This window comes from Alcanivorax sp. NBRC 101098, from assembly GCF_001010505.1.
Lineage (GTDB): Bacteria > Pseudomonadota > Gammaproteobacteria > Pseudomonadales > Alcanivoracaceae > Alcanivorax > Alcanivorax borkumensis.
The window spans coordinates 2,033,157-2,047,367 of sequence record NZ_AP014613.1 but is presented as its reverse complement, the minus strand read 5'-3'; the positions used below and the strand labels follow the sequence as shown (position 1 = coordinate 2,047,367).

General features: G+C 54.6%; 12 protein-coding genes and 1 tRNA gene. 11 read left to right on the top strand and 2 right to left on the bottom strand.

The annotated features are described in order from the left end of the window. Window positions 1–104: 104 nt before the first annotated feature. The 11 genes from recA (at window position 105) to AS19_RS09215 (ending at window position 12,221) form a co-directional block, all read left to right on the top strand. Entirely contained in the window at window positions 105–1,139 is a 1,035-nt protein-coding gene (gene recA, locus AS19_RS09265) for a recombinase RecA (RefSeq protein WP_011589082.1), read from the top strand. Then, complete coding sequence (locus AS19_RS09260; RefSeq protein ID WP_035461010.1) at window positions 1,132–1,596, top strand: regulatory protein RecX; 465 nt, start codon at window positions 1,132–1,134, stop codon at window positions 1,594–1,596. The genes recA and AS19_RS09260 overlap by 8 nt, the downstream gene beginning before the upstream one ends. 251 nt (window positions 1,597–1,847) lie before the next feature. After that, a complete protein-coding gene (locus AS19_RS09255) occupies window positions 1,848–2,615 on the top strand; it encodes a sulfite exporter TauE/SafE family protein (protein ID WP_046961984.1) in 768 nt (255 codons plus the stop codon). Between the two features lie 234 nt (window positions 2,616–2,849). After that, window positions 2,850–5,441, top strand: coding sequence for an alanine--tRNA ligase (gene alaS, locus AS19_RS09250; RefSeq protein ID WP_046961983.1), 2,592 nt, complete (start codon window positions 2,850–2,852; stop codon window positions 5,439–5,441). A gap of 156 nt (window positions 5,442–5,597) precedes the next feature. Beyond that, the gene (locus AS19_RS09245; protein WP_011589078.1) at window positions 5,598–6,824 is read left to right on the top strand and encodes an aspartate kinase; all 1,227 of its coding nucleotides are present in this window, start codon (window positions 5,598–5,600) and stop codon (window positions 6,822–6,824) included. A gap of 210 nt (window positions 6,825–7,034) precedes the next feature. Then, window positions 7,035–7,223, top strand: coding sequence for a carbon storage regulator CsrA (gene csrA / locus AS19_RS09240; protein WP_011589077.1), 189 nt, complete (start codon window positions 7,035–7,037; stop codon window positions 7,221–7,223). A gap of 106 nt (window positions 7,224–7,329) precedes the next feature. After that, window positions 7,330–7,419 (top strand) — tRNA-Ser (locus AS19_RS09235). A 158-nt stretch (window positions 7,420–7,577) separates the two neighbouring features. Continuing rightward, entirely contained in the window at window positions 7,578–8,612 is a 1,035-nt protein-coding gene (pyrC, locus tag AS19_RS09230; RefSeq protein ID WP_035461012.1) for a dihydroorotase, read from the top strand. A 5-nt stretch (window positions 8,613–8,617) separates the two neighbouring features. Continuing rightward, entirely contained in the window at window positions 8,618–9,649 is a 1,032-nt protein-coding gene (locus tag AS19_RS09225) for a GTP-binding protein (protein WP_035461013.1), read from the top strand. Between the two features lie 44 nt (window positions 9,650–9,693). Next, entirely contained in the window at window positions 9,694–10,023 is a 330-nt protein-coding gene (locus tag AS19_RS09220) for a multidrug efflux SMR transporter (protein ID WP_035461014.1), read from the top strand. A gap of 41 nt (window positions 10,024–10,064) precedes the next feature. Next, a complete protein-coding gene (locus AS19_RS09215; RefSeq protein WP_035461015.1) occupies window positions 10,065–12,221 on the top strand; it encodes an acetyl-CoA hydrolase/transferase C-terminal domain-containing protein in 2,157 nt (718 codons plus the stop codon). An 84-nt stretch (window positions 12,222–12,305) separates the two neighbouring features. On the opposite strand, the gene AS19_RS09210 is transcribed toward AS19_RS09215, so the two are convergent. Together AS19_RS09210 and AS19_RS09205 are read right to left on the bottom strand one after the other, a co-directional pair. Next, window positions 12,306–12,842: a DUF4282 domain-containing protein gene (locus tag AS19_RS09210; protein WP_011589071.1), complete on the bottom strand. Its 537-nt coding sequence runs from the start codon at window positions 12,840–12,842 to the stop codon at window positions 12,306–12,308. Continuing rightward, window positions 12,836–13,870, bottom strand: coding sequence for a DUF2804 domain-containing protein (locus AS19_RS09205; RefSeq protein WP_011589070.1), 1,035 nt, complete (start codon window positions 13,868–13,870; stop codon window positions 12,836–12,838). The genes AS19_RS09210 and AS19_RS09205 overlap by 7 nt, the downstream gene beginning before the upstream one ends. Window positions 13,871–14,211: the final 341 nt, after the last annotated feature.

Here is a 14,211-nt window from a genome sequence, read left to right as displayed (position 1 = left end):
TCCATAACGCCAGTGCTGGTCGAAAGGTCAGATAAGGCGGGTCGGATACGGTTAGATACGGTTAGCGTCAATGAATGACGCGCCGAACACGGAGAGGGGTCACAATGAGCGATAAAAGTAAGGCGCTGTCCGCTGCGCTGTCACAGATTGAGCGCCAATTTGGCAAAGGTTCTGTCATGCGCATGGGCGATCGCAAGCGTGAGCGTATGCCCTCCATCTCGACCGGCTCACTGGGGCTGGATGTTGCCTTGGGTATTGGCGGTCTGCCCAAGGGCCGTATTGTCGAGATTTATGGCCCTGAATCCTCCGGAAAAACCACCCTGACATTGAGCGTGATTGCCCAAGCTCAAAAAAAAGGCGCCACCTGTGCCTTCGTGGATGCTGAGCATGCGCTAGACCCGGATTACGCAGAAAAGCTGGGCGTAAACGTGGACGACCTGATTGTTTCCCAGCCAGACACCGGAGAGCAGGCACTGGAAATCACCGATATGCTGGTGCGATCCGGCGCGGTGGATGTGGTCATCGTCGATTCTGTGGCGGCGCTGGTGCCGAAAGCTGAAATCGAAGGGGAAATGGGTGACACCCACGTGGGGTTGCAGGCTCGTCTGATGAGCCAGGCGCTGCGTAAAATTACCGGTAATGTGAAAAACGCCAATACACTGGTGGTCTTCATTAACCAGATTCGCATGAAGATTGGTGTGATGTTTGGTAACCCGGAAACCACCACCGGTGGTAATGCCCTGAAGTTCTACTCCTCTGTACGCTTGGATATCCGCCGTATTGGTGCGGTGAAGCAGGGTGACGAAGTAACCGGTAACGAAACCCGGGTGAAGGTGGTGAAAAACAAGGTGTCGCCGCCGTTCCGTCAGGCTGAGTTCCAGATTCTCTACGGCCAGGGCATTAATCAGCTGGGAGAAGTGTTGGACTTGGGTGTTCAACAGGGGTTGGTGGACAAATCTGGCGCCTGGTATGCCTACAAAGGCGACAAGATTGGCCAAGGTAAGCAGAACGCCTGCGAGTACCTGCGAGAAAACCCGGCCATTGCCGAAGAAATTGAAACCGAAATCCGGGCCCGCCTGTTGCCGGACCCTACAGCTGAAGCCCCGGCAGAAGAGGCCGCCCCCGCTGACGATGAGTGAGCCGCTGACCGAAGCCGAGTTGCGCCAGCGGGCAGTTGCCCTGCTGGCCCGGCGCGATCACTCCCGCCGTGAGCTTGTCACCAAGCTGCAACAGCGCCTGGGGGATCAGCCGGCGCTGGAGGCGGTGCTAGCCTGGTGTGAGGAGCACGATTTTATCGATGACCGGCGCTTTGCCGGTTTTTTTGTGCGCGCGCGTATTGAGCGAGGGCAGGGGATGTTGCGGATTCGTCAGGAACTGCAGCTAAAAGGCGTTGAGAATGACTGGATTGCTGAAGCGCTAGAGAATGCCGAGGTAGATTGGTTCGCGCTGGCGAAAGACGTTCGTGCCCGCCGTTTCCGGCACTACCCCGAAGACCAGAAAGAAAAAGCCAAGCAGCTACGTTTTCTGCAAAGTCGCGGCTTTAATGCGGAACAGAGCTTCGCTGCGCTGGATATGCAGGACGCTGAACAGGATTAAGTCTGCTGTTTTCTTGTGCTTTCAAGTGCTCCCCCGTTGCGTTGCTGGCGGCGAAATTCAAGCCAGGACCAAAAGCACTTTCGCCACAGAGCGCACAGGACAGATAGAGATGCCCTTAGGTGAGCGCGCCGCTAGCGTTGCTCATGCTCTTAGCGCGGGAATGCGATTGGGCGGGAGTATATGTGTTGTGCTCTGGTGAGCATCTTCTTGGCGGCGTATTCTGCGTTTTTAATGCGTGTGTGAGATTTTTCATGGAATACCTGTCTGATCCTTGGCTGGTGGCTGCCATGCTAGGCGCTGGTGTGTTGGCAGGTTTTATCAATACTCTGGCAGGAGGCGGCGGTTTGCTGATCTTGCCATTGTTAATGCTCAGCGGCATGAGTGCAGCCCTGGCCAACGGTACCATGCGCGTTGCAGTGTTGATTCAAAGCGCGGAAGCGGTGCGCCAATTCAATAAACGTGGCTCTATGCCCTTTGCCGATCTGCCCGCGATATTGGTGCCGAGCTTGCTGGGAACATTGGCGGGGGCGCTGGCAGCAGCCTTTCTTCCCGAAACTATTCTTAAGCCTGTGCTTCTAATTACGCTGGTGGTGGTCGCGTTACTTATGGTGTTGCGCCCGTCGCAGATGTCACCGGACCCGAACTCAGTGCCATTGTCTCCTAATACCAGCCTGTCGGGCTGGATAGGGCTGTTTTTCGCTGGAGCCTATGGTGGTTTTGTTCAAGCGGGCGTGGGCTTCGTGTTACTGGCGGTGCTTGCCGGGCAGTTACGCTACGACCTGCTACGCAGTAATGCGTTGAAACTGGCTATCACGGGCAGCTTCACCATATTAGCGCTGGCTATCTTTGTGGCCCGGGGGCAGGTGGCCTGGTTGCCTGGGCTGGTGGTTGCGGCGGGTAGTCTGATTGGCGTTCGGCTTGGGGTCAGCTTTGCTCACGCCGTGTCCCCACGTGTGCTCAAGCGTATTTTGCTGGTGATGGTGTTGGCAGTATGCCTGGCCGCGGCAATCAAGGGATGAGCTTCAAACCATACCCCATAAGGTGCGAGAAGAAAGAGGGTGAACGGGTAGCGCTTATGACCGTATTTTTCCTCTCAGGTTTGTACGTGGCCAGGGTCTGTCAGCTTTATAGGTGATGCTTCTTTGTTGCCGCTTGGGGCTTGTTGCTTCAGGTTAACTTGTCACCATCGCAACCACGCCTTGAGGGCGGTATACTCGGCGCCTCTGACCGCCAGCCAAGAAAACGTTTCTCTTATGAAAAGTGCTGAATTACGCCAGGCCTTTCTGGACTATTTTGCCAGCCAGGGGCACACCAAGGTGTCGTCCTCCTCACTGGTACCTGCTAATGACCCGACACTGTTGTTTACTAACGCGGGCATGAACCAGTTCAAGGATGTTTTTCTGGGACGTGAGTCCCGGGATTACACTCGTGCTACAAGCTCCCAGCGCTGTGTCCGCGCCGGCGGTAAGCACAATGACCTGGAAAACGTGGGTTATACGGCGCGGCATCACACCTTCTTCGAGATGCTGGGCAACTTCAGCTTCGGGGACTATTTCAAGCGCGAAGCGATCAAGTTTGCCTGGGAGTTCCTCACTGACACCTTGGGGCTACCGGAAGAGCGACTGTGGGTTACTGTGCATGTTTCCGACGATGAAGCCGCTGATATCTGGCTAAAAGAAATGGGAGTCAGTGCCGAGCGCTTCTCACGGTTGGACGAAGACAATTTTTGGCAAATGGGCGATACCGGCCCATGCGGCCCGAGCTCTGAAATTTTTTATGACCACGGCGCCGATGTGCCCGGTGGCCCACCGGGTTCTGCAGATGAGGATCTGGATCGCTATATCGAGATATGGAACCTGGTGTTCATGCAGTATGACCGCCAGCCAGATGGGGAACTGCAGCCTCTGCCTAAGCCCAGTGTTGATACCGGCATGGGCCTGGAGCGCATTGCCGCAGTGCTGCAGGGCGTACATTCCAACTACGAGATCGATCTGTTTCAGGCATTGTTGCAAGCTGCGGCCAAGGCCACGGGCTGTACTGATCTGGAAGAGAAATCACTGCGCGTGATCGCAGACCATATTCGTTCAGCCAGTTTTTTGATTTGTGATGGGGTGATTCCTTCCAACGAAGGTCGTGGCTATGTATTGCGCCGCATCATTCGTCGCGCCCTGCGCCATGGCCACAAGCTAGGGCAGGACAAACCGTTCTTTTCCACCTTGGTGGCCGCACTGGTGGCGGAGATGGGTGAGGCCTACCCGGAGCTGGGCCGGGAACAGGCGAGAATTGAAAAGGCCCTACTGGCGGAAGAAGAGCAATTTGGCCGCACTTTGGCTGCGGGCATGAAAGTACTGGAAAGTGCCATTGAGCAGCTTGATGGTAGGGTGTTGCCCGGTGACGTGCTGTTTAACCTCTACGATACCCATGGTTTTCCACCAGATCTGACCGCGGATGTAGCCCGTGAGCGCGATTTGAGCGTGGATATGGACGGGTTTGAGGCCGCCATGGCTGCCCAGCGAGAGCGGGCCCGTGGTGCCGGTAGCTTTGCCAATGATTACAGCGATCGCCTGAATATCGATGCGATAACCGATTTTTCCGGTTACGAGAAATTGGCCGATGACAATACGGTGGTTGCTTTATACAAGGACGGCGCCGCTGTGGACACCCTCAATGCCGGCGAAGAAGGCATGGTGGTGCTGGATCGTACGCCGTTCTATGCGGAATCCGGTGGGCAGGTGGGTGATACCGGTGCTCTAATTGCGGATGAAGCCCACTTCATGGTTACCGATACCCGTAAGCGTCAGGCAGCACATGTGCATGTGGGCAAGCAGGTAAGCGGCAGCTTGACCATTGGTGGCAAGGTGTCGGCCTGTGTGGATGTGGATCGTCGTCGTGCGGTGATGCGTAATCATTCCGCAACCCACCTTATGCACGCCGCCCTGCGTAACGTGTTGGGCGAGCATGTACAGCAGAAAGGATCGTTAGTATCGGCGGACTATCTGCGGTTTGATTTCTCCCATGGAGAAGCGGTCAGCGAAGCCCAGCGTGAAGAGATCGAAATTCTGGTGAATCGTCAGATCCTCGCTAACACTGCGGTAACTACGGAGTTGATGGATATTGAGTCCGCCCGTGAAGCCGGTGCCATGGCACTGTTTGGTGAGAAATACGATGATCAGGTGCGTGTGCTGAGTATGGGCAGTGACGGTTTTTCCAAAGAATTGTGTGGCGGCACCCACGTAAACCGCACCGGTGATATTGGATTATTCCGCATTACTCTGGAAGCCTCCGCAGCGGCAGGTGTGCGGCGTATTGAAGCGGTCACCGGTGAGCATGCGCTAGCGGTGATGCGCCGACAGGAGCGCGCGCTCAGCGAGATTGCGGCCACGGTGAAAAGCTCGCTGGATAATGCTGCTGATCGCGTGCGTAGCCAGGCACAGAAAGTCCGTGAACTGGAAAAAGAGATCGAGCGTCTCAAGCAGAAATTGGCCAGCGGCGCCGGTGGTGACTTGACCAGTGAAGTACAGGATATTAATGGTGTGAAGGTGTTGGCGACGCAGATTGATGGTGCCGATGGTAAAACCTTGCGGGTCACTATGGACAAGCTGAAAGACAAGTTGGGTTCCGCGGTGATTGTGTTGGCAGCAGTGGAAGGCGAAAAAGTGGCTTTGGTGGCCGGTGTTACTAAGGACCTGACCACCAAATACAAAGCGGGTGATCTGCTCAAGTTCGTGGCCGAACAAGTTGATGGTCGCGGCGGTGGTCGCCCGGACATGGCCCAGGGTGGCGGTAATAATCCCGCTGCGCTGCCCGGGGCGCTGGAAAGTGTAAAGGCCTGGGTGGCCGAGTAGGGCTGCTGGGCCACTAATGCGGGGTATTTTTGGCCAAGAAAACCCACTTTGGTGGCGGAATGAGGCTCAAATTCATTCCTCCACACCACCTCAACATGAAATGGTGGCGCGTCTCTGGTATAGTTTCGCGCTCCTTTTTGCAGAAAAAGCGACTTTATGGCTCTTATCGTGCAGAAATACGGCGGTACCTCGGTAGGTACAGTCGAACGTATCCAGGCCGTTGCCGAGAAGGTAGCGGGCTTTCACAAACGGGGTGACCAAGTGGTCGTCGTGGTTTCCGCAATGAGTGGGGAAACCAACCGGCTCATCGAGCTGGCCAACGGCGTTACCGACAAACCCTCTCCACGGGAAATGGACGTGCTGGTCTCTACCGGCGAACAGGTCACTATCGCCCTGTTATCCATGGCGCTGCAGAAGCAAGGCCTCAATGCCCGCTCCTACACCGGCAGCCAGATTCCTCTGCGCACCGACAATACCTACTCCAAGGCCCGCATCGAAGAGATCGACGACAAGAAGGTTCGCGCCGATCTGGATGGTGGCAGTGTGGTAGTGGTGGCGGGTTTCCAAGGTGTTGATAATGACGGCAACATTACTACGCTGGGCCGTGGTGGCTCCGATACCACCGCGGTAGCGTTGGCTGCTGCGCTGAAGGCGGATGAGTGCCAGATTTACACCGATGTGGATGGTGTGTACACCACCGACCCACGAGTAGTGGATAACGCCCGCCGCCTAGACAGCATTACCTTCGAGGAAATGTTGGAAATGGCTAGCCAGGGTTCCAAGGTTCTGCAGATCCGTTCTGTGGAATTCGCCGGCAAATACAATGTGCCGCTGCGTGTTTTGTCCAGTTTCCAGGATGGCCCTGGGACACTTATTACCGTCGAAGACGAGGTTGATATGGAAAAGCCGGTAATCTCCGGAATTGCCTTTACCCGTGATGAAGCCAAGATCATCGTGCGTGGCGCCCCGGATACCCCGGGTATTGCCTACAAAATCCTCGGCCCGGTGAGTGCAGAAAACATTGAAGTGGACATGATCGTACAGAACGTAGGTAAAGACGGTGCTGCCGATTTCACTTTTACTGTGCATCGCAACGATTTTGCCCGCGCTCAGGAAGCCCTGCGTAATGCGTCTGAAGAGCTGGGTAACCCGGAAATCATCGGCGATGACAAGATTGCCAAAGTCTCTTTGGTGGGCGTGGGCATGCGTTCTCATGCTGGCGTGGCGTCCAAAATGTTTCAAGCGCTCGCTACCGAAGGTGTCAATATCGAAATGATTTCCACCTCTGAGATCAAAGTGTCAGTGGTCATCGCCGAGAAGTATCTGGAGCTGGCAGTCCGTGCCCTGCACTCCGCCTTCGAGCTGGATCAGCCCGGCGTCTGAGCGACATACCATCAGGTAGGTGTGGGGCGACGACCGGTCGGTCTAGCCCCCTTTCACGGCAAGACTTGAGAATGTGATTCAGGCATACTATCGGCCCCGTGCCAGGGGTGGGTAAAGGTCTCTACACCAAGGAGTCGTCAAGGACGGCAACCCGCGAGCCTTAGGTACGGAAAGCGCTCACGGAAATGAAAGGACCCCAGGAGGGATCATATGTTAATTCTTACGCGTCGAGTTGGTGAGACCTTGATGGTGGGTGACGAAGTCACTGTTACTGTGCTGGGAGTAAAAGGCAATCAAGTTCGTATTGGTGTGAATGCGCCAAAAGAAGTTGCCGTGCACCGTGAAGAAATTTATCAGCGAATTCAGCACGAAAAATCATCAGATGGCGAGTCTGCCTGATTTTTGAGCTGTATTTTGTTCGCAAAGTCGTTATCATGCGCGGCGAGTTTGGTGACAGGGCCGATTAAGAGCGTTCACCACCAGACCACAAGCAGTACCGCATTCCGGAGAGGTGGGTGAGTGGCTGAAACCAGCTCCCTGCTAAGGAGCCATACGGGAAACTGTATCGCGGGTTCGAATCCCGCCCTCTCCGCCATATTCAAAAAAGCCCCGCAATGCGGGGCTTTTTTTGTATTGTTTCCGCTGGCGCTGCTTCTGCGCAGCATTGGCTTTCCTAACTCCGCCTAGCCCTGAACTTGCGCTACACTACGCTCCCGAACCGCTGTCCCCATTTCCATGGTAAAAGGTGATCCCATGACCGACTCCCTGACTATTGCTCGCCCTGACGATTGGCACTTGCACTTTCGCGACGGCGATTTGTTAGCGGAGACAGTGCCTGCCACGGCAAATGTATTTGGCCGGGCCATTGTTATGCCTAATCTGACACCGCCGGTAAATACCGTGGCCGAGGCCGCCGAGTATCGTGAGCGGATTCTGGCGCAGGTGCCGGCTGGGGTGAACTTTGAGCCGTTGATGGTGTTGTACCTCACGGATAGCACTCCGGTGCAGGAAGTAGAGCGCGCTGCGAACAGTGATTTTGTCCATGCGTTCAAACTCTATCCAGCGGGGGCCACCACCAACTCCGACAGCGGGGTGACCGACCCGGGCAAAATTACGCATCTCTACGAAGCGATGGAGAAGCACGATGTGCCGCTGCTGGTGCATGGTGAGGTCACCGATGCGGAGGTCGATATTTTTGATCGGGAGCGAGTATTCATCGACCGATACCTAGCGGATATCCGTGACCAATTTCCAGCATTGCGCATTGTTTTTGAGCATGTGACCACGGCAGAAGGCGTTAACTTTGTGCGCGAGGCGAATGCGCTTACAGCGGCGACGGTCACACCTCAGCATCTTTTGATGAACCGCAATGATTTACTGGTGGGAGGCGTGCGCCCGCACAATTACTGTCTGCCGATTCTCAAGCGTCGCCAGCATCAAGAAGCTATTCAGAAAGCGGTGATTGAAGGCAATAGCCGTTTCTTCCTGGGCACTGATTCTGCACCCCATGCACGCACTAAGAAAGAAGCCGCCTGCGGTTGTGCCGGTTGTTATTCAGCTCGTGCGGCATTGCCGCTCTATGCGACCTTCCTAGAGCAACACAATGCGCTGGACAAGCTGGAAGGGTTTGCCAGTCACTTCGGTGCGGATTTTTATCGCCTGCCTCGCCACACTGATACCGTAACCTTGGTGCGTAAACCTTGGGCTGTGCCTACAGTAATCGATGCAGCAGGTGAGCCGGTGGTGCCTTTCTTTGCCGGCGAGCAGCTGCCCTGGTCGCTGGGTTGATCGCCATGGAACCACGCATTCCGGTTGTAGTGCTGACTGGCTTTCTGGGTAGCGGTAAAACCACACTGCTTAATCGTTGGTTACGCGAACGAAAGAACGTTGCCTTGATCATCAATGAACTGGGTGATATTGGCATCGACCAGTACCTTACCGGTCGCCGAGATGTGCCGGTGTCGCTGCTGGCTGGGGGCTGCTTGTGCTGCGTGATTCAGGGCTCCTTGTCCACCACATTGCGCAACCTGTTCATGGCTCGCAAGAGCGGAGACATTTCTGCTTTTGAAACTGTGGTGATTGAAACTACGGGGGCGGCGGACCCCTTTGGTGTGATTTCACCACTGGAGCAGGATCTCTGGTTAAAAAAACGCTTTTTTTGTCAGTCTGTACTGACTGTGGTGGATACCCTGGCCGGTACCGATGCGCTTGACCGCCACCCCGAAGTGCTCGAGCAAATCCACGCTGCAGATGTGTTGTTGCTTTCCAAGGCAGAGCAGGTCGATGAGGCTTCACTACAAGGGTTGCAGTCGCAGTTGCGGGAGCTGAATGCGACAGCACGGCAATATCGATTGGACAACGATGATCCCGGTTCGCAATTGCTGGATAACGTTTTTGAGCGACGCTGCAGGGTGACGGGTCTGTTTTCGCTGGTGGTTGATCCTGCTACGCCTGCGGTATCCGGTTTGGTGAGTCGCCCGGTACAGAGCCAGGGGCGTCATAACTTATTTAGTGCTTCCTTGCGCTGGCCCTATGGATTGAGTTGGGCGCTGTGGCAAGCTGCTCTGCAGCAGTTACAAGAGCAATGCGGCGAAGCGTTGGTGCGGGTGAAAGGGTTGCTGCAGGTAAGCGGCTTGGATGGCCCTTTGCTGGTGCAGTGGGTGGCGGGGCAAGCTCCGGAGATGACACCATTGAATGATTGGCCTGACCAAGACGGTGACTCGCGACTGGTGCTGATTGTGAGACATAATCAGGCTGACTTTGCGGGCGAACAACTGGCACACTGGCAGGCATTGTTGGATCAGTTGCTGACGACTTCGGCGTGAACCGCCAGCCCTAACGAAAGCGCCTTTCATTGCGGCAGAGTTTTATGGGTTACCTCTATTTGTCCCTAGCCATTGTGGCGGAAGTCGTGGCCACGTCGGCATTGAATGCCTCTCAGGGCTTTACCCGGTTGTGGCCCTCGGTGACCACCGTAGTGGGCTATACCATTGCTTTTTATGCCCTGTCCCTAGCCTTGCGCACTATTCCTATGGGTATCGCCTATGCGGTTTGGGCAGGAGTGGGTATCGTATTGATTGCGTTGGTGGGAGCGGTGTTTTTCAAGCAGCTCCCTGACGTGCCTGCCATGGTGGGTATGGGTTGTATTATTACGGGCGTGGTGTTGGTCACGCTGGTCTCTAATACGGCCAGCCATTGAGCACGTTGAGTCAGTAAGCCGATTAAAAACAAGGAGATGTTGTGACGGATCGAATTAATCAGGTAGAGCTGGCGGTGGATCGGGTTATTGAGGCCACTGGTGGCGAAATTCGCCTAGCCATGCCGCTTGGGCTGGGTAAGCCTAACCGGTTTGTGAATGCGCTCTACGCCCGTGTGGAGGCGGACACACGCTTGAGCCTTGATATCTATACGGCTTTATCTCTGAGCAAGCCCAGTGCTGGCAGCGATTTGGAAAAGCGTTTTCTGAATCCGTTTGCCGATCGGCTTTTTGCTGACTACGAAGAGTTAACCTATTTGGCCGCGCAGAAACGTGGAAACCTGCCTGCCAATATTCGTGTATTCGAGTTTTTTGTGCAGCCAGGCAGCATACTGGGCAATGATGTGGCGCAACAACATTACATTAGCAGTAACTACACTCATGTGGCGCGAGACCTCAATGCTCGGGGCGTGAATGTGGTGGCACAGTTGTTGGCGCATCGCCAGGTAGACGGCAACGATGAATACAGTTTTTCCTGCAATCCAGAAGTCACTCTCGACCTTATGCCGCTGTTAAAGGCGCGCCGTGAAGCCGGTGAAACCATTTTGGCCGTGGGCCAGGTGCATCGGGATCTGCCGTTTATGGAGAACGATGCTCGGGTGGAGGAGTGGCTGCCCGAAATGGATCTACTGGTAGATGATCCGCAAGGACATACCCGTTTGTTCAGTACACCGAACATGCCGGTGAATATTCAGGACCATTTCGTTGGGCTGCACGCCAGCACTTTGGTGCGCGATGGCGGTACGTTGCAAATCGGTATTGGAGCATTGGGTGATGCGCTGGTGCACCATTTGCGCTTGCGAGATCAGGATAACCCCCGTTACTTGAAGGCAGTAAAAGCCTGGGCAGTGCCACCGGAGCATGAGGCGCTGATTGAACAAGAAGGGGGAACCGGTGTTTTCCGTGAGGGCGTTTATGGTTGTAGCGAAATGATGACCCATGGGCTGTTGACGCTGATTGATGACGGCATCATTCGCCGCCCTGTGTATGACTGGGCGCCATTGCAACGGTTGGAAATGCATAACCCGACCACCCCGGGGCTGGCACTGCTGGATGCTTTGCGAGAACAGTCAGCAATTAGTCGGCGGCTGGATAAGGAGCAATTGCGTACGCTGAAGCGGTTTGGCATTTTTCGTAATGAAATTGATAAGCACGGGGATGAATTACAGTTGCCCAATGGGGTGACGGTACCCAATGATCTGGATGATCGCACCACCCGTGAGGCTCTGAAAGCGGTGTTCGGTGACCGTTTGGTTGGGGGGGTAGTCATGCATGGTGGCTTTTTCCTGGGCCCCCGTGATTTTTATGCGCGCCTGCGGGAGATGAGTAAGCAAGAGCACGCCCAAATTAACATGACCCGGATCAGTTTCATCAATCACTTGTATGGTGATGAAATCCTCAAACGGTTACAGCGTCAAGATGCCCGTTTTGTGAATACCGCTTTCACCGTCACCTTGCTTGGCGCGGTGGCTTCGGATCAAATTGAAAACGGCAGGGTACTTAGCGGGGTAGGCGGGCAGTATAACTTTGTCAGCCAGGCCCATGAGCTGGAAGGTGCCCGTTCTATTTTAATGGTACGAGCCTGGCGAGAACGCGCTGGCGAGGTCATGAGCAATATAGTGTTCAGTTATGGCCATAACACCATTCCTCGACACTTGCGCGATATAGTGATCACAGAATATGGGGTTGCCGACCTTCGTGGTAAGACCGATGAGGAAGTGGTGATGGCCATGCTAAACGTGGCCGATAGCCGTTTTCAGATAGAGCTGATGGAGCAAGCTCAGGCAGCAGGTAAATTGCGTGAGGATTACCAAATACCTGAAGTGCATCGTCGTAATAATCCCGAACACCTGCACGAAATAGCAGAACGGTGCGGTAAGGATAGCTTTCCATTGTTTCCGCTGGGTACGGACTTCACTGAGGTCGAGCAACGCTTGTTGACAGCGTTAACTTGGTTGAAAGAAAAAGTGAGTCACAAGGAGTACCTGAAATTGGGACGCAGGGCGTTATTCCACGATGGCAGCCCGTCCGAGTTTGCTGCGCAATTGAAACGTATGGAACTTAACAAGCCGGAAGGGGTTCGAGAACATATTTTCCAGCGCTTGTTGCTGACTGCGCTGGAGGCCACACAGGAAAACTAGGTTTATACAGGCTTTCCACCAGTCTGTTGGGTGTCTAGGCTGGGGCGGCAGAGAGCGCTGCCGTAACCCCTGTTGGCGAAGGCGTTACTTGTTATCGTTCTTTTTGTTTTCCGGGTTGATTTTTCGGCCCGGGCGGGGGCGGTCGCTACTGGAAAGGGTGCGCCAGAAAGGAATGCGACGGGTCACCGAAACCATTTCGTCGACGCTGTCGCTAATGCCGGACAAGCGATCAACCGTGTCGCGTAACCCCACCAGTTCATCCACGTGAGCAGCAATTTTGAACATCACCATGTAAAATTCCAGCAGGGCGCGTAATACCGATGCGGTTACTAGGAAAGTGAGTGGCGCGCCAATGAAAAAGTAAAAAAGGCCGCGCCAAGTGGACGTCATAAACGCGTCCACACACAAATAAATCAGAACCAAGGCGATGGCGGCCAGAGCGATACCATACACACCCGGTAGGACCTGAATGATCATGTATTTATCGAACTTGAAGTTAAATAGTTCGCGCCAGTATTGCACCATCCAGAAGTAACCCCGGCGGATTTTTTCATTGAAGGTTGCCGGTGTGGAAGTTTGTTGGTCGGTACTTTCATCGGTGTCGCGTTTTTGATCTACCATTTTGCGTATTGCTCCTCGACAAAACCGTAGTGGCGTTTGATGCAAAGTCGGCGCCCGTCATCCAGGCGAAGTTCGCCATCGAAGTGGCCAAACAGCTGATTAAAGTTGCTGGCAAAGAGGCCCAAATTAAGGCGCTCTTTGTGGTTCCCGTTGGGAGTGAACTGCAGGTTTACCCGCCCGCAGAGGCTATGGATATCCCAAGGTTGCATCAGATCATCACGATTGTAATCAAATAGCACCCCGCCGGTAGGGACCATGACATTATCAATCCACAAGCAGTTTTCGGAAAAGGTTGTCTCATTGACACCGCAGGATAGGTTCAGTCCGACGCGAGTGTCGCCCACCCGGGTGGACAGGCAGGCCCAATTCCAAAAGGTTTCACGGCGCATATAGCCGGCGGAAAAATCATGGTGCCCGCTGGCATCTAAGGCAGTCAGGTCAGTATGCTTGCCTTGGCGCTGCAGTGATCCGGTGACGGCTTTGCCTGCCACTTTATTGGCATACACCCAACCATTAATACCGGTGCGGGTGCACAAAGACATGGGTTGAAAATCTGTGCCTTCGTCCATCTGGGCATGGAGGGTTAGGTCGTCTAACTTCACTGATAGACTTTTGCTGAGAGCACCTACACTATCCTGCTGGTAACCGAGGCGGATAACCACATTCTTTTGCTGAAATACGCTTTCTCCTTGTCGTGGAGAAGGCGACATGTGCAACCCTTTGCCTAATGGTGAGCGCCAAGTATACTGGTGGAGAACGCCGGTTTGCGGCTCAAAAAGATAGAAAAAAGCCATGCCCAAGTAGGCCGTGTGGGCAAATGCGCAACCGGCTAGAAGTTCATCGCTGATAATGCCGAAGTACTGGAACTGCTTGTAATGAAAATGCCGAGTAAAAGACGACGCCGGCTTGCCCATGGGGGTGCGATAATCCGCTTCACGACCGTTGATGGTAGCAACAGTGTGCGGGAATACGCCGAAAGCGACCTGGCCTTGATCATTAACTAAGGCCGGCGGTTGTTGTGATTTCATAGGGTCGGCCAGCTGACAGGTATAATGAAGCCCGGTTGGTCATGGAGAGGGTTTGTGACCATGAGGGGCGAGAGTTTGATCCAACATAGTCAATCAATGAAGGGGGATCAACGAAAGTGGGCTCTTTGTCCGACATAAACGGGGGCGTCCAGAACGGACGATCAATGATGGACCTAGTACCCTCATCCAACTCATGTATGGTTCGCCACCATCCGTGCTCGTGGCTAGCGGCCAGCATTTCCCCTTCGCTGGGAGTGTCGCAGTGATAGAAGAGGCTGCCGCGTGTTAGCAGGGGCTGGCCGTTTTCTTCCCCGCCTTGTTTTACTCGCTGAGCGCGGGCA